The sequence below is a fragment of the Bacillus cereus group sp. BfR-BA-01310 genome, assembly GCF_022664325.1.
GTDB classification, from domain to species: domain Bacteria; phylum Bacillota; class Bacilli; order Bacillales; family Bacillaceae_G; genus Bacillus_A; species Bacillus_A paramycoides.
In genome coordinates this window covers 616,032-630,982 of record NZ_JAKUHD010000001.1, presented here as the reverse complement: position 1 = coordinate 630,982, position 14,951 = coordinate 616,032, and the positions used below count along the sequence as shown (strand labels likewise).

Genomic DNA, 14,951 nt, shown 5'->3' with positions numbered 1-14,951 from the left:
TTTTTAAGAACCTTTTGATTTAAAAATAATTGACAGTCATTTAGATTTAATGTTAACTGTATTTATAAACTAGTTAACATTAGGGGTGACAATTGTGACTGTTAGTAGTAATACGAATGAAAAATTACCTTATACATATGAAGAATTATCGGAGAAAAATAAAGCCTATGTATGGCATCCATTTACACAAATGAAAGATTATTTAGAAGAAGATCCTGTCATTATTGAACGTGGAGAGGGAAGAAAGCTATACGATGTAAATGGAAATGAATATTGGGACGGTGTTTCGTCTATTTGGTTAAATGTGCATGGGCATCAAGTACCGGAACTAGATGAAGCAATTCGTGAGCAATTAAATAAAATTGCACATTCTACTATGTTGGGACTTGCTAACGTTCCATCTATTTTATTAGCAGAAAAAATAATTGATGTTGTACCAGAAGGCCTGAAGAAAGTATTTTATTCAGACTCTGGTTCAACCGCTGTTGAAATTGCAATTAAGATGGCTTTTCAATATTGGCAGCATAAAGGGAAACCGAGAAAACAAAGATTTGTTACATTAAAAGAAGCATATCACGGTGATACAATTGGTGCTGTTTCAGTAGGAGCAATAGACTTGTTTCACCAAGTGTATAGTTCACTCTTATTTGAAGCAATTAAAATGCCTTATCCGTATACATATCGTTCTCCTTATGGAGATAATAAGGAACAAATTGTAAAAAAACATTTAGAAGAAATGGAAGAGCTACTGAAAGAAAAACATGAAGAAGTAGCAGCGATTATTGTGGAGCCATTAATGCAAGGTGCTGGCGGGATGATTACAATGCCGAAAGGATATTTAAAAGGGCTTCGCGATTTATGTACAAAATACAATGTATTATTTATTACAGATGAGGTAGCGACGGGATTTGGGCGTACCGGAAAAATGTTTGCATGTGAACATGAGAATGTGACGCCAGACATTTTAACTGCGGGAAAAGGTTTAACAGGTGGTTATTTACCGGTGGCGATTACGGTAACGACAGATGAAATTTATAATGCCTTCTTAGGAGACTATGAAGAACAAAAAACGTTTTTCCATGGTCATAGTTATACAGGGAATCCGTTAGGGTGCGCTGTAGCAATTGCAAATTTAGAACTATACGAAAAAACTAATTTAATAGAAGATGTTGCGTATAAAACGGAATATGTAGCAAAACAATTAGAAGCGCTTAATGAATATAAGCACGTAGGAGATATTCGTCAGTGCGGGCTAATGGTTGGCATTGAACTTGTTAAAAATAAGGAAACGAAAGAATCGTTTGAATGGACAGAAAGAGTCGGCGTTCAAGTGTGTAAACGCTCAAGAGAGTTAGGCATGATTTTACGTCCACTTGGTAACACCATTGTATTTATGCCTCCTCTTGCATCTACAATGGCTGAAATTGATGAGATGTTACGCATTTTATATAAAGCAATCTCAGATGTTACGGAGGAAGAATAATGAGTGGTTTCTTTATAACAGCAACAGATACGGAAGTTGGAAAAACTGTAGTGGCAGGGGCCTTAGCAGGTATATTTCGTGAGCGTGGGTATAATGTTGGTGTATTTAAACCGTTGCAAAGTGGACATGTTGCGTCAAATCCAGATGGGGATGCAGCAAGGTTAAAAGCATTATCGGGTGTACCGACAAAAGAAGATGAAATTTGCCCTTATTCAATTGAAGAACCACTTGCTCCGAGACTTGCCATGAAAAGAGCTGGAAGAGTCATAAAGTTAAAAGAAATTATTGCGCACTATGAAGAGTTATTAAAAGAGTTTAATAGCCTATTTGTAGAAGGAGCTGGTGGGCTTGCCGTCCCATATACAGAAGACGCTCTAGTAATCGATTTCGCAAAAGAATTAAAGCTGCCTCTTATTGTAGTAGCACGTCCTACACTAGGAACAGTAAATCATACAATTTTAACAATAGCTTACGCAAAGGCACAAGGATTAACAGTGGCAGGTGTCATTTTATCTGGTTGTAAAGAATGTGAAATGGAAAGAGTACAAGAAAATAAAGAAATGATTGAAGAATTGAGTGGGGTACCGGTTTTAGGTTTATTACCATTCTTTGAAGGTGAGTTTACAAAAGAAGAAGTCTTGGAATCTGCAAAAGAATATATAATGATTTCAAAATTAGAGGAGTTCGTCCAAAATGAATCAAATGTGGCGCACACATCTTCAATCTAAATTACAACAATTAAATGAGCAAGGGCAGTATCGCAATTTGCATGTAACAGAGCAAGCAGAAGAGACATGGCTTATTCGAGATAAGAAAAGGATGCTAAATTTAGCATCAAATAATTATTTAGGATTAGCTGGAGATGAAAGGTTGAAAGAAGCTGCTATTGTCTGTACAAAAAAATATGGAACTGGAGCGACAGCATCTCGTCTCGTTGTAGGAAATTATCCACTGTATGACGAGGTTGAGAGAAGTATATGTAATTGGAAAGGTACTGAAAGATCCTTAATTGTAAATAGTGGATATACCGCGAATGTTGGAGCGATTGCTTCGTTAGTTGGTCGGCATGATATTGTTTTTAGTGATAAATTAAATCATGCAAGTATTGTTGATGGAATTATATTAAGCGGGGCAGAACATAAAAGGTATCGTCATAATGATTTGGATCATTTAGAGAAGCTGTTGAAAATAGCGTCACCTGAAAAGAAAAAATTAATCGTAACAGATACTGTTTTTAGTATGGATGGTGATACTGCATATTTGAGAGGTTTAGTGCAGCTTAAAGAGAAATACGGGGCAATCATTATAGTTGATGAAGCGCATGCGAGTGGAATATACGGAATTAGTGGAGCTGGATTATCTCATATAGAAAAAGATATTGCTCAAAAAATTGATATACATATGGGGACGTTTAGTAAGGCTTTAGGGTGTTATGGTGCGTATTTAACAGGTGATGCAATTTATATAGAGTATTTACAAAATATGATGAGGAGCTTTATTTTTACTACAGCCTTACCACCAGGAACATTAGGAGCGATACAAAAAGCAATTGAGATTGTGAAAGAAGATCAAGAAAGAAGAGAGAACCTTATAGCGAATGGTGCGTACTTCAGGAACCGTTTAGGAGAAGCTGGTTTTGATATTGGAAATAGCTCAACTCATATTGTACCGATTGTAGTCGGTTCAAATGAAAATGCCCTACGCTTTAGTGAAAAATTGCAAGAGATAGGCATTACAGCAATTGCAATTCGCCCGCCAACTGTTCCGGTCAATAGCTCCCGAATTCGCTTTGCAGTTACGTCACAACATACAAGAGCCAATTTAAGATGGGCAACGCAGCATATTATTCGTATTGGTAAAGAAGAGGGGTTTTTAGTATGAAGGAGCTAAAGATTATTTTTATTCCTGGATGGGGAATGGAAGAAGAGGTTTGGACTTTAGTTCTGCCGTATTTTAAAGGATATTCTGTTCAATGTGTAGAGTGGCGTAATGTGAAAGAAAGTAGTGAATTTGCGGGGCGCATCATAGATGCAGCAAATGATGAAAATGTGATTTTAGTTGGGTGGTCATTAGGAGCGCTAGCCGCTATCCAATCTTATAAAAAGATTAAGGCAAAAGGTATAGTATTAATAGGTGGTACTGCTAAATTTACAATTACTAGCGACTATACAAGTGGGTGGAATGCTTCATTTGTAGAACGTATGAAAAAGAATTTAGCAAGGCAGAAAGAAAGTACGCTACAGCGCTTCTATGAAAATATGTTTACAAAAAATGAGTTAAAAGAGAATAAGAATTTTGAAGAGATTATAATGCGATTTAAAGGAGACACGATTCAGTCTTTGCAATTAGGTTTAGATTATTTAATAGAAACAGATATGAGAAATGAATTAACAGATATTAAAGCCCCGTTGTTACTCCTTCATGGAGAGCAGGATGTAATATGTCAATTGTCTGCAGCACATAGTATAACGAAGAATACGAACGCTACGCTAAAAGTAGTAAGCGGGGCTGGGCATGCATTATGCATAACAAATTTTGAATATTGCGCAAATGAAATAATTCAATTTGTAGAGGGGATACGACATGATCAACAAAATGTTACTGCAAAAACGGTTTAACGGGGCGGCGGTATCTTACGATCAATATGCAAACGTGCAAAAGAAAATGGCACAATCGTTACTTTCTATATTGCAAGAAAGGTACAGTGAAGCATCATCAATACGTATTTTAGAACTTGGATGTGGAACTGGATATGTAACAGAGCAATTATCAAATTCATTTCCGAAAGCACATATTACAGCTGTTGATTTTGCTAATGAGATGATTGCAGTGGCGAAGGCTAGGAAACAAGTAGAGAATGTTGTATTTAGATGTGAAGATATTGAGAAATTAAAATTAGAAGATTCATATGATGTCATTATTTCAAATGCTACATTTCAATGGCTAAATGATCTAAAAGCGACAGTGGAAAATTTATTTAACCATTTGTCTGAAGAGGGAATATTATTATTTTCAACGTTTGGTAATACGACTTTCCAAGAGTTACATACGTCTTTCCAACGTGCTAAGAAAGAAAAGGGGATACACAATTGTACTTCAATTGGACAACGCTTCGTTTCGAAAGAACAGTTGGTAAATATATGCAAAATGCCATTAGGAGATGTACATGTTTCTGAAACATGTTACATAGAAAGATTTACAGAAGTTAGGGAGTTTCTACATTCTATTCGAAAAGTAGGAGCGACCAATAGTAATGAAGAATCGTATTGTCAAAGTCCTTCACTCTTTCGGGCGATGCTTCGAATATACGAAAGAGACTTCACGGAAAAAGAAGGGATAATGGCAACATATCACGCTTTATTTACGTATATAACAAAAGAGGGGAAGAGATGAAATGAAACAAGTACAAACAAAAAGGGATTGGAAAAAACTTGCATACGACGTAGTAGAAGAGAAAATGATTACGAAAGAAGATGCAATAGCGATATTAGAAGCTGATGACACAGAAGTTTTAGAAATTATGAATGCAGCTTATATCATTCGCCATCATCATTTTGGTAAGAAAGTAAAATTGAATATGATTATTAATACGAAATCAGGCTTATGTCCTGAAGATTGCGGGTATTGTTCACAGTCTATTATTTCAGAAGCACCGATTGATAAATATGCATGGTTAACGCAGGAGAAAATTGTAGAAGGAGCACATGAAGCAATTCGCCGTAAAGCAGGTACATATTGTATTGTAGCATCTGGACGTCGTCCGACGGATAAAGAAGTAAATCACGTAATTGGAGCAGTTAAGGAGATTCGTGAAACGACAGATTTGAAGATTTGTTGTTGTTTAGGTTTCTTAAACGAAGATCAAGCAGGACGTTTAGCAGAGGCTGGTGTGCATCGTTATAACCACAACTTAAATACACATGAAAATAATTATGATAGTATTTGCTCAACTCATACGTATGACGATCGTGTTGATACAGTTCAAAAGGCGAAGCAAGCCGGCATTTCACCATGCTCTGGGGCGATTTTTGGAATGGGAGAAACAATTGAACAACGTGCTGAAATTGCCTTTGAATTACAACGTATAGATGCAGATTCTATTCCTTGCAATTTCCTTGTTGCTGTAAAGGGGACGCCGCTTGAAGGACAAAAAGAGTTAACACCTGTAGAATGTTTAAAAGTGTTGGCGATGATGCGTTTTGTAAACCCAACAAAAGAAATTCGTATTTCAGGAGGACGCGAAATCAATTTACGTTCTGTACAGCCGCTCGGTTTATTTGCAGCAAACTCTATTTTTGTCGGCGATTATTTAACGACAGCTGGACAAGAGCCGACTGCGGACTGGGGTATGATTGAAGATTTAGGATTTGAGATTGAAGAATGTGCACTATAATATAGATGAAAAGCAAACTCTTTTAAGAGTTTGCTTTTTTTGTAAATAAAATGTAATAAAAAGCCATTAACGCTTGATACTATTGCCTTTTAATCGAGAAAAAGAATTTTTGTGGACGAATTTTCCAAGCCCCAATTGTACATAGTAAAAAAGTAATTTATATTGGGTTGGAGGATTTTACATGCACAAATATATATTAGCTATTATGACTTGTCTTATTTTAATAAAAGCAATAAGTGCTGATCCAGTTAAGGCGGCTGAAAATCCTGAACAAAAAGAAATGCAACAAAGAATTGAACAACATTTTCGAACGAAAGCTGAGCATTTTGGACTTGAAACAGAAGGAAAAGATTTAAAAGAAGTGCGGAAAGAAATTTATATTATAGAAGAATCGAAAAAGAGAGAAAATGTGTGGAGAACAGCACAAACTCTTCGTATAAAAACAGAAGGAAAAACGATGGATGAATTAATAGAAGATGTACGAAAAAAGGTGAAAAAATAAAATAAAAAAAGAGGCCGTAGCCTCTTTTTTTAAGCCCATTGTTTTGATAAGTGAGCCATTTCGATTGCAGCAACTGCTGATTCATATCCTTTATTACCAGCTTTTGTACCTGCACGTTCAATCGCTTGTTCAATTGTTTCTGTCGTTAATACCCCGAAAATAACTGGAATGTCTGTTTGTAGTGATAAAGACGCAACACCTTTTGCTACTTCATTACAAACGTAATCGTAATGTGTTGTAGCACCACGGATTACTGTACCTAATGTAATAACAGCATCATACTTTCCGCTATTGGCCATCTTTTTAGCGATCAAAGGAATTTCGAATGCACCAGGAACCCATGCAACGTCAATATCATTTTCTTCTACACCGTGGCGCTTTAATCCATCTAAAGCCCCGCCGAGTAACTTGCTTGTAATAAACTCATTAAAACGTCCAACAACAACCCCAACTTTTAAACCTGTACCAACTAAATGACCTTCGAATACCATATTTTATCTCTCCCTTAATTATAAGTTTAATAAATGTCCTAATTTGTTTACTTTCGTTTGTAAATACGTTTTATTTTCTTCTTTTGCTGGCATTTGCAACGGTACACGCTCGATTACTTCTAAATCGTAACCTTGTAAGCCAGCAATTTTTCGTGGATTATTCGTTAATAATCGTAACCTTTGTAAGCCTAAATCTTTTAAAATTTGAGCGCCAATACCGTAATCACGAAGATCTGCTGGGAACCCGAGTTTTTCATTTGCTTCTACAGTATCAAAGCCTTCTTCTTGTAATTTATAAGCGCGAAGCTTATTAAGAAGCCCAATGCCTCGTCCTTCTTGTCTCATATAGAGAAGAACCCCTTTTCCTTCACGCTCAATTTGAGCAAGCGCAGCATGTAGCTGTGGTCCGCAGTCACAGCGGCACGAACCGAATACATCACCTGTTAAGCATTCTGAATGGACACGTACAAGTATATGATCACCTGTTGAAATATCACCTTTTACGAGTGCGATATGTTCTTTCGTGTCTAATGAGTTAGAATAGCCAATTGCATGAAACGTACCGAAATCAGTAGGTAATGTAATTTCCACTTCTCTCGTTACAAGCGTTTCATGATGGCGGCGATAAGCAATTAAATCTTCAATTGTAATCATTTTTATATCAAATTGTTTTGCGCACTGCAGTAAATCAGGTACACGTGCCATCGTCCCATCTTCATTTATAATCTCGCAAATGACCCCAGCTGGTTCTGCTCCGCAAAGTTTGGCTAAATCGACAGCAGCTTCTGTATGACCAGCACGGCGCAAGACGCCGCCTTCTTTCGCAATTAATGGAAAGATATGTCCAGGGCGATTGAAATCAGCACTTTTTGATGTAGGATTTAACAATTCTTGTATCGTAGTTGCACGTTCGTGAGCGCTAATCCCTGTAGTTGTAGAAATATGATCAATACTTACTGTAAACGCAGTATGATGTGAATCTGTATTATGAGAAACCATCGGTTCTAACTGTAGACGCTCTGCGCATTGTTCTGTAATCGGTACGCAAACGAGGCCACGACCGTGTGTAATCATAAAATTAATCGTTTCTGGTGTGATGAACTCTGCTAAAGCAATAAAATCGCCTTCATTTTCTCGGTTTTCATCATCACATACGATAACGACTTTTCCTTGTTTTAAATCTTCTAGAGCTTCTTCAATGCGATGAAACATTGTGCTTCCCCCTTATAGAAATCCATTTTCTTGTAAAAAGCTTTCGGTCATTGAATCTGTTTTTTTTACCGGTTTTGAAATAAAGCGTTCAATATATTTACCAATCATGTCACACTCAATATTTACGATATCTCCGGCTTTTTTTTCTCCGATGACAGATTCGCTTACTGTGTGTGGGATGAGTGAGATTGTAATTGAAGATTCGTCTATATCAAATATTGTCAAACTAGTGCCATCAACAGAAACGGATCCTTTATGCAAACAATAGCGTAGTAATTCATCAGAAATTGCTATTTTGTAATAGATGGCATTGTAATGTTGTTTTGTAGTTAAAATCGTACCGATGCCATCTATATGCCCGGTGACGAAATGTCCACCGAATCGTCCGTTCGCAGCCATTGCCCGTTCTAAATTTACTTTGGCACTTGGCTTTAGCATACGAAGTGATGTTGCTTTCATAGTTTCAGGCATTGCATCGACGGTGAATGAAGTAGTCGTAAAATGAGTCACGGTTAAGCAAATCCCATTAACTGCGATGCTATCACCTAACTTGACATCTGATAAAATTTGATTTGCGCTAATAGTTAACTTCATTGCTTCCCCACTTTGAGTCATGCTTGATATCGTTCCTAACTCTTCTACAATTCCTGTAAACATTCCGTCACCTCGCTTTTTAAGGTTGCAACAATTTTTATATCATTACCAATTTGTTTCATCTCTTGAATTGTTAAGGGAAGTGCATCTTGTAATTTTGAAAAACCATTTCCGCCAAATAAAGTAGGTGCATCTTTTCCACCGATTAATCTCGGGCTTATATAGGTCACAATTTCATTAAAACTATTTGTTTTTAAGAAACTTGCATGTACCGTTTGACCACCTTCAACGAATAGAGAAAGAATTTGTTTCTCCCCGAGTAGGGATAGGACATCTTGTATTTCAATTTGCTTCGTTTTCATTTGGAATACAGCTATATTGTGAGATTCATAAGATGCTATTTGCTCTTTATTTACATCCTTACCGACAATAATCCATGTCGGAGCTAAGCCATCTGTTATGACATGAGAAGATGGCGGCGTTCGTAAGTGGGTATCTAAAATAACGCGTATAGGATGTTTACCTCCGTTTGGAATTCTTATTGTTAAGTGTGGATTATCAGTTATAACTGTATTCACACCGACAAGGATAGCATCATGCATATGACGATATCGGTGAACATCAGCTCGCGCTTCTTCACCTGTAATCCACTTACTTTCACCGGTTACAGTCGCTGTTTTTCCATCTAAGCTCATTGCTGTTTTTATTGTTACAAATGGACGTTTCGTTTTTATATAGTGAAAAAAGTATCGATTTAATAAAGTTGCTTCCGCTTCAAGAACACCGGTAGTTACCTCGATTCCGGATGCTTCTAATCTCCTTTTTCCATTACCAGAAACGAGTGGATTGCAATCAAGGGTAGCAATTACAACACGCTGGACTCCTTTTTCAATGAGTGATTCACAGCAAGGTGGTGTTTTTCCAAAATGGCTACACGGTTCAAGTGTTACATAAACGGTAGCGCCTTTTGCTCTTTCACCAGCCATGTGAAGAGCATGAACTTCAGCGTGTTCTTCACCAGCACATAAGTGAGCACCCATTCCAATAATATTTCCATCCTTTACAACAACAGCACCAACCATAGGATTTGGACTTGTTTGTCCTGATGTACCTTGTGCTAACTGCAAGGCAATTCTCATATATTCTTGATCTGTCATTCTCTTCACCTCTCCTGAAAAAATCAAAAAACCCCAAGGATATAAAATCCTTGGGGTTTGGGAGACGTGATTTCTAGAAATATAGTCCGAATACGAAAGTATAGGAAAGAAACCTAACGATGACTGATATTTTGGCATAAGGAAAAAGCCTAGCACAATATCGAGTTTTTCAAACGCTAGTCGTATCTTTTTATTTCAGTATAGAAAGATAAGTATACAAAATAAAACATATATGAAGATTCAAAATGAACCTTTAAAAATATGCATACTGAAATAAAAGTGTATTCGCTATATATAATTACTAGAAAACATATCCTTCTCCCATCCAGACTATACTGTCGGCCCTAGAGTTTCACTAGATCCACCGTTTTCGAGTTGAAAACGGGTCACGGGCTTAAAAGCTTTCGCTTCATCACCGCCGGTTGGGAATTTCACCCGACCCCGAAGGATGTTGTTTGCTCACATTATAGCACAAAAAAGAAAAAAGCATAGTAGAAAATGTTCGAATGTGAAGAATTGTGTGAAAATACATGTTGCTTTGAATGGAGTCAAAAGGAATAGAAATGTTGTAATGGGAAGGTGTGTACAGGCGTTGATTGAAAGAAAAAACATGCACAAAAAATGTGCATGTTTTTTACAAAATTATTCTGCCTCTGGTGCTCTAACAACAGATTCGAATTTTCCTTTATGCGAAGCATCGCAATAAGGCATATTTTTTGATAGACCACAACGACATAAAGAAAATGTCGGTTTTGCTGGGAATACATTCCCTTGTGAATCGACTAATTCCACGTCCCCTGTAACGCGAAAAGAGCCATTATCATTTACTTTAATTTGTACTTTTGCCAACGTTATCCCTCCTTTCCGAACGCTTAATCTCATCATATAATCAGGGGGAGGACTTGACAATAAAAAAGAGTTCTTTGTATGAAAGAAGAGGGAATGTTATAATAGCTTTTATAACTGATTAGAGTAAGGTGACGAAAGATGGATAAACAATTACGAACACTACAAAATATTGCAAATGAGCGCACGTGGGCATCATTTTTGAATGATAATCATCCATATAGTTTACTTCATTGGTCAATCGCAGGTGTAGGACAAGAACCGAAAGATGTTTGGTTACTTCAAGATGAGGTGACCTTTCAAACGACGGAATTCCCAACGCTAGATGAGGCAGTAAAGTGGATTTCTGAAAATATGGAACAAGTTACAGACGTTTTAGCGCAGTAAAAAACAGGCTTATGCAAGCCTGTTTTTTGTTTCTTTTACATATGTGTTTAAAAATTTGTCAATGGCAGCTTCGTACTCTTCTTTATTTTCATTATAAGAGCAAGCGTGTGCACCATGTTCTGCAATATAAAGTTGTTTATTATTCTCTTTTGCTTCATAAAGTGATTTCGTCATATCAGCTAAAATATAGTCATCATCTTTACTATGAATAAAGAGAACAGGATTGTTAATATTTTTTATGCAATCAATTGGTGAAACCTCACGAATTGTATAGCCGTCACGAACTTTTAAAAAGGCATTTGCTAAAGGTAATAAAGGCCATTTTGGTAAATGAAATTCAACCTTTAAACGATGTTGTAATTGTCCGTAAAAATCAGAGAAAGGACAATCAGCAATATAAAAATCGGCACCATCTTCTACAAGTCCTGCATATTGAAGAAGTGTTGCAGCACCCATAGATTCACCATGAATTCCAAGTGTAATATTCGTTCCGAAACGACCTTTTAGCCAGTCAACTACTGATTTTAAATCATGTTTTTCATAATAGCCATAGCTTGTCGTTTTGCCACCTGTTTTACCATGGCGACGATGATCATAAATAAATACGTTATATCCTCTACTCAAAAATAAGTTTGCATACTTAACGGAATTCATTTTATTTACAGTCACACCGTGGCAAAAAATCATAAATTTATTGGAATGTCCAGCTGGCATGTAATATCCGTGAAGTTCGTATCCAAATTGAGAAGGGATGTGAATTTCTTCTTTTTGAATAGCATTAAAATCGTCCAAATGAAAATGTTTTTTCGTTTCGCGTTCTAAAACTTCTTCCTCTGTTTTTTTCTTCAAGTACATAACTTTATTTGTAAAGAAAATCCCAATAGCAGTTAGTGCACCTAGTATAGTAAACAATGCTGTAAAAAAACGTTTCATACTTTACCTCATCCTCCAAATACCTCTACATATGATACACTTACATTGTATCACAATGATATAAAAAGGGGAGAAATCGTGTATGGTTCATATACAAAAAATTACACCAGAAATGAAAGAAACAATTCAGGATTTTATGTGTGAAAACTGGGGAAGCTCAATGATGGTCTCACGGGGCAGAGTGCATCAATTGGAAAAATTGCCCGGTTTTGTTGCACTTAAAAATGACAGAATAGTGGGAATTATAACTTGTGAAGTGACAGAAAACATGTGTGAAATTGTATCGTTAGATAGTCTTGAAGAAGGAAAGGGGATTGGTACAAAACTGGTGGATTGTGTATTGCAAATAGCAAGGGAGAATGGATGTAAAAAAGTATGGCTCATTACGACGAATGATAATATGAACGCACTTCGTTTTTATCAGAAACGTAACTTTATGATGACGAACTTATATATTAATGCGGTAAAGGAAGCACGAAAAATAAAGAAAGAAATTCCGTTTATTGGTTATGATAATATCGCGATTTCACATGAAATTCAGCTGGAGTATATTTTGTGAGTAAAGTGGAAGTTATGTAACAATTTTCAGAAATATAAAACAATAACCTTGACGAATGTTATATTTTGGTTTAGTTTAAAATTGTAATCTATTACCATATTAAGGGGTGACGATGTGGCAACTATACGTGATGTTGCAAAATTGGCCGGTGTTTCAGTCGCGACTGTTTCAAGAGTAATTAACGAAAAAGGATATGTCCATGAAGATACGGTGAAACAAGTAAAAAAAGCAATTGAAGAATTACATTATAGGCCGAATGCTGTAGCAAAGCCTTTATTTAAACAGCCTTCAACGATGATTGCATTACTTGTAGATAATTTGCATAATCCATCATACATCACTTTGCTGCGTTTCGTTGAGGAAATAGCATATAAAGAAGGATATCAAGTAGTAGTTTGTAATATAGAAAATAAGAATAGATACATAGATATGTTTATGCAAAATAACATTGCAGGCGTTATAATGACGGAATCTGTTTTTCGAAGTATAGGAGGAATCTCACTTCCTTTCGTTGTGCTTGAGGAAAGGCAATCTCTTATGAGCTATTATGAAAGTGGGCAGAAGGCTGTTTCTTTATTAAAAGAGAAAGGCTGTCAGTTTCTTGCTTATATTGGTGAGGGGGTAGAGAGTGAAGAAATGGAAGAGCATGTGGCAGGATTTTTAGACACTGCTTGGAAAGAAGGACTTTCTTATCGAGAGGAAATTGTACAAGGGTATACGAATCAACAGTTTCTTGAAATATTGCAAAAGCATCCGTACATAGATGGGATTGTAGCTTCGAGTGACAAGGTCGCTATTGAGCTAATCAGGGCGGCGAAAACTCTTAATATTCATATACCAGGTAAGTTGCAAATCATTGGATTTAACGGGAGTGTGGAGGGGGAATGGATAAGTCCATCGTTAACGACGATTGGAAGCCATATCGAAGAAAATGGAAAAATAGCTTTTCAGCAGTTAATTGGAAAAATAAAAGAGAAGAAAGTGGAACAAGAAGAAGTAAAAACAGAATGTAGATTCATTGAGAGAGAAACAACAAAGTAAAAGGTGCGTTTTTAAAACGCACCTTTTATAGTGTAATTGCGGCAATAAAGCCGAATATAAGTAACGGTATATTATAGTGTAGAAAAGTTGGAACACATGTATCCCATATATGGTGATGCTGACCGTCAGCATTTAAACCGGAAGTTGGTCCAAGTGTACTATCTGATGCTGGAGATCCTGCGTCACCTAGTGCACCAGCTGTCCCGATAATTGCGATTGTTGCCATCGGGCTAAATCCGAGCTGGATGCATAACGGCACGAAAATTGTTGTTAAGATTGGGATGGTTGAAAAAGATGAACCAATTCCCATCGTCACGAGAAGTCCAATGACGAGCATAAGAAATGCAGCGAGCGGTTTACTATTTCCGATTATATGCGCACTCGTTTGCACAAGAGATTCAACGTGTCCAGTTTTTCGAAGAACAGCGCCAAATCCAGCGGCAGAAATCATAACAAATCCGATAAAGGACATCATACGCATCCCGCTCGTTAAAATAGCATCGGCTTCTTTAAGAGGAAGACTACCGCTAACTGATAAGACGATAATCCCTGCTAAAGCACCGAAGATCATTGATTCTGTTGCTAATTGAACAGTTAATGTAGCTAGAATAGATAATAAACCAAAAGTAATGCTTCTTTTCGTATAGGGAACGATTTCATTCTGTGCAGCATGAACGTGTTCTATTTCATACGTACGTGGTTTTCGGTATGTAATGAAAACCGCTACACATAATCCGATAATCATACCGATTGCTGGAATAGTCATTGCTTTTGGAATAAGTGCGACATCAAATGTAAGACCACTTTGCGCAGCATTTGTTTGCAATACGTCATGATAAATTTTTCCGAACCCTGCTGGGACCCACATGTAAGGGGTAATCAATCCAAATGTAATAAGACATGTTACAAGCCTACGATCCACCTTCAGTTCATTTAATACTTTTAAAAGTGCTGGAATTAAGATCGGGATGAAGGCGATATGAACAGGGATAATATTTTGTGAGAAACAAGCCATTGTTAAAATAATAAATAATATAAGTATTTTAGAATAGACTTGTTTTTTTGTGTCTTGTTCGTTGCCAATCCATTTTAAGGCTGATTGGATCATTGCATCGGGAAGCCCTGTTTTTGAAAGAGAAATAGCAAATCCACCGAGCATTGCGTAGCTTAATGCGATAGGAGCACTGTTTCCGAGACCGGTTGTAAAAGTGCTAATTGTTTCTGAAATACCAAGTCCGCCGATAAGTCCGCCTGTTAAAGCTCCAACAATAATGGCGACAATGACTTGGACACGTAACAAACTAAGCAATAGCATGACTGCTACTGCGATGAGTACAGCGTTCATAATAAATG

At 36.8% G+C, this 14,951-nt stretch carries 17 protein-coding genes and 1 riboswitch; of the genes, 10 read left to right on the top strand and 7 right to left on the bottom strand.

The window, feature by feature from the left end; all coding sequences use genetic code 11:
• Window positions 1-94 precede the first annotated feature (94 nt).
• The 7 genes from bioA to MR109_RS03215 all read left to right on the top strand — a co-directional run bounded on the left by bioA (window position 95) and on the right by MR109_RS03215 (window position 6,378).
• Window positions 95-1,483 carry an adenosylmethionine--8-amino-7-oxononanoate transaminase gene (bioA, locus tag MR109_RS03245; RefSeq protein ID WP_071718714.1) on the top strand — a complete coding sequence of 463 codons (1,389 nt, stop codon included), beginning with the start codon at window positions 95-97 and terminating at the stop codon, window positions 1,481-1,483.
• Window positions 1,483-2,211: a dethiobiotin synthase gene (bioD, locus tag MR109_RS03240; protein ID WP_242270977.1), complete on the top strand. Its 729-nt coding sequence runs from the start codon at window positions 1,483-1,485 to the stop codon at window positions 2,209-2,211. Before bioA ends, bioD begins: the two co-directional genes overlap by 1 nt.
• Entirely contained in the window at window positions 2,177-3,364 is a 1,188-nt protein-coding gene (gene bioF / locus MR109_RS03235) for an 8-amino-7-oxononanoate synthase (RefSeq protein WP_242270974.1), read from the top strand. Before bioD ends, bioF begins: the two co-directional genes overlap by 35 nt.
• On the top strand, window positions 3,361-4,101 hold the full coding sequence (locus MR109_RS03230) for an alpha/beta fold hydrolase (protein WP_242270972.1): 741 nt from the start codon (window positions 3,361-3,363) through the stop codon (window positions 4,099-4,101). Before bioF ends, MR109_RS03230 begins: the two co-directional genes overlap by 4 nt.
• Window positions 4,067-4,876 (top strand): malonyl-ACP O-methyltransferase BioC, encoded by an 810-nt coding sequence (gene bioC, locus MR109_RS03225; RefSeq protein WP_098473328.1) that lies wholly within the window; start codon window positions 4,067-4,069, stop codon window positions 4,874-4,876. Before MR109_RS03230 ends, bioC begins: the two co-directional genes overlap by 35 nt.
• A gap of 1 nt (window position 4,877) precedes the next feature.
• A complete protein-coding gene (gene bioB / locus MR109_RS03220) occupies window positions 4,878-5,876 on the top strand; it encodes a biotin synthase (RefSeq protein ID WP_002173341.1) in 999 nt (332 codons plus the stop codon).
• Between the two features lie 181 nt (window positions 5,877-6,057).
• Window positions 6,058-6,378: a hypothetical protein gene (locus tag MR109_RS03215; RefSeq protein WP_048374117.1), complete on the top strand. Its 321-nt coding sequence runs from the start codon at window positions 6,058-6,060 to the stop codon at window positions 6,376-6,378.
• A 29-nt stretch (window positions 6,379-6,407) separates the two neighbouring features.
• Here the strand turns inward: MR109_RS03215 and ribH are convergent, their stop codons facing one another.
• The 5 genes from ribH to MR109_RS03190 all read right to left on the bottom strand — a co-directional run bounded on the left by ribH (window position 6,408) and on the right by MR109_RS03190 (window position 10,681).
• Window positions 6,408-6,869: a 6,7-dimethyl-8-ribityllumazine synthase gene (ribH, locus tag MR109_RS03210; protein ID WP_000230892.1), complete on the bottom strand. Its 462-nt coding sequence runs from the start codon at window positions 6,867-6,869 to the stop codon at window positions 6,408-6,410.
• A gap of 18 nt (window positions 6,870-6,887) precedes the next feature.
• Window positions 6,888-8,081 carry a bifunctional 3,4-dihydroxy-2-butanone 4-phosphate synthase/GTP cyclohydrolase II gene (gene ribBA, locus MR109_RS03205; RefSeq protein ID WP_025150118.1) on the bottom strand — a complete coding sequence of 398 codons (1,194 nt, stop codon included), beginning with the start codon at window positions 8,079-8,081 and terminating at the stop codon, window positions 6,888-6,890.
• A gap of 12 nt (window positions 8,082-8,093) precedes the next feature.
• A complete protein-coding gene (gene ribE / locus MR109_RS03200; protein WP_071718720.1) occupies window positions 8,094-8,738 on the bottom strand; it encodes a riboflavin synthase in 645 nt (214 codons plus the stop codon).
• On the bottom strand, window positions 8,720-9,832 hold the full coding sequence (gene ribD / locus MR109_RS03195) for a bifunctional diaminohydroxyphosphoribosylaminopyrimidine deaminase/5-amino-6-(5-phosphoribosylamino)uracil reductase RibD (protein WP_242270970.1): 1,113 nt from the start codon (window positions 9,830-9,832) through the stop codon (window positions 8,720-8,722). The genes ribE and ribD overlap by 19 nt, the downstream gene beginning before the upstream one ends.
• A 309-nt stretch (window positions 9,833-10,141) precedes the next feature.
• Window positions 10,142-10,285, bottom strand: a riboswitch (FMN riboswitch).
• A 189-nt stretch (window positions 10,286-10,474) separates the two neighbouring features.
• Window positions 10,475-10,681: a CDGSH iron-sulfur domain-containing protein gene (locus tag MR109_RS03190; protein ID WP_242270963.1), complete on the bottom strand. Its 207-nt coding sequence runs from the start codon at window positions 10,679-10,681 to the stop codon at window positions 10,475-10,477.
• A gap of 138 nt (window positions 10,682-10,819) precedes the next feature.
• Between MR109_RS03190 and MR109_RS03185 the strand changes: the two genes are divergently transcribed.
• The gene (locus tag MR109_RS03185; protein WP_002173336.1) at window positions 10,820-11,065 is read left to right on the top strand and encodes a DUF2552 family protein; all 246 of its coding nucleotides are present in this window, start codon (window positions 10,820-10,822) and stop codon (window positions 11,063-11,065) included.
• A 9-nt stretch (window positions 11,066-11,074) separates the two neighbouring features.
• On the opposite strand, the gene MR109_RS03180 is transcribed toward MR109_RS03185, so the two are convergent.
• Window positions 11,075-11,998: an alpha/beta hydrolase gene (locus MR109_RS03180; RefSeq protein ID WP_025150122.1), complete on the bottom strand. Its 924-nt coding sequence runs from the start codon at window positions 11,996-11,998 to the stop codon at window positions 11,075-11,077.
• Window positions 11,999-12,080: 82 nt separating this feature from the next.
• Between MR109_RS03180 and MR109_RS03175 the strand changes: the two genes are divergently transcribed.
• Window positions 12,081-12,557, top strand: coding sequence for a GNAT family N-acetyltransferase (locus MR109_RS03175; protein WP_242270961.1), 477 nt, complete (start codon window positions 12,081-12,083; stop codon window positions 12,555-12,557).
• 114 nt (window positions 12,558-12,671) lie between these two features.
• Window positions 12,672-13,598 (top strand): LacI family DNA-binding transcriptional regulator, encoded by a 927-nt coding sequence (locus tag MR109_RS03170; protein WP_242270960.1) that lies wholly within the window; start codon window positions 12,672-12,674, stop codon window positions 13,596-13,598.
• A gap of 25 nt (window positions 13,599-13,623) precedes the next feature.
• On the opposite strand, the gene MR109_RS03165 is transcribed toward MR109_RS03170, so the two are convergent.
• On the bottom strand, window positions 13,624-14,943 hold the full coding sequence (locus MR109_RS03165; protein WP_098473334.1) for a Na+/H+ antiporter family protein: 1,320 nt from the start codon (window positions 14,941-14,943) through the stop codon (window positions 13,624-13,626).
• Between the last annotated feature and the right edge of the window lie 8 nt (window positions 14,944-14,951).

What these genes read in the sequence shown, in the direction of transcription:
- ribD (WP_242270970.1), bottom strand. Translation starts at nt 9,832, where the DNA reads ATGACAGATCAAGAATATATGAGAATTGCCTTGCAGTTAGCACAAGGT.
- bioB (WP_002173341.1), top strand. Translation starts at nt 4,878, where the DNA reads ATGAAACAAGTACAAACAAAAAGGGATTGGAAAAAACTTGCATACGAC.
- ribE (WP_071718720.1), bottom strand. Translation starts at nt 8,738, where the DNA reads ATGTTTACAGGAATTGTAGAAGAGTTAGGAACGATATCAAGCATGACT.
- MR109_RS03230 (WP_242270972.1), top strand. Translation starts at nt 3,361, where the DNA reads ATGAAGGAGCTAAAGATTATTTTTATTCCTGGATGGGGAATGGAAGAA.
- ribH (WP_000230892.1), bottom strand. Translation starts at nt 6,869, where the DNA reads ATGGTATTCGAAGGTCATTTAGTTGGTACAGGTTTAAAAGTTGGGGTT.
- MR109_RS03165 (WP_098473334.1), bottom strand. Translation starts at nt 14,943, where the DNA reads ATGAACGCTGTACTCATCGCAGTAGCAGTCATGCTATTGCTTAGTTTG.
- bioF (WP_242270974.1), top strand. Translation starts at nt 2,177, where the DNA reads ATGAATCAAATGTGGCGCACACATCTTCAATCTAAATTACAACAATTA.
- MR109_RS03180 (WP_025150122.1), bottom strand. Translation starts at nt 11,998, where the DNA reads ATGAAACGTTTTTTTACAGCATTGTTTACTATACTAGGTGCACTAACT.
- ribBA (WP_025150118.1), bottom strand. Translation starts at nt 8,081, where the DNA reads ATGTTTCATCGCATTGAAGAAGCTCTAGAAGATTTAAAACAAGGAAAA.
- bioD (WP_242270977.1), top strand. Translation starts at nt 1,483, where the DNA reads ATGAGTGGTTTCTTTATAACAGCAACAGATACGGAAGTTGGAAAAACT.
- MR109_RS03175 (WP_242270961.1), top strand. Translation starts at nt 12,081, where the DNA reads ATGGTTCATATACAAAAAATTACACCAGAAATGAAAGAAACAATTCAG.
- MR109_RS03185 (WP_002173336.1), top strand. Translation starts at nt 10,820, where the DNA reads ATGGATAAACAATTACGAACACTACAAAATATTGCAAATGAGCGCACG.
- bioC (WP_098473328.1), top strand. Translation starts at nt 4,067, where the DNA reads ATGATCAACAAAATGTTACTGCAAAAACGGTTTAACGGGGCGGCGGTA.
- MR109_RS03215 (WP_048374117.1), top strand. Translation starts at nt 6,058, where the DNA reads ATGCACAAATATATATTAGCTATTATGACTTGTCTTATTTTAATAAAA.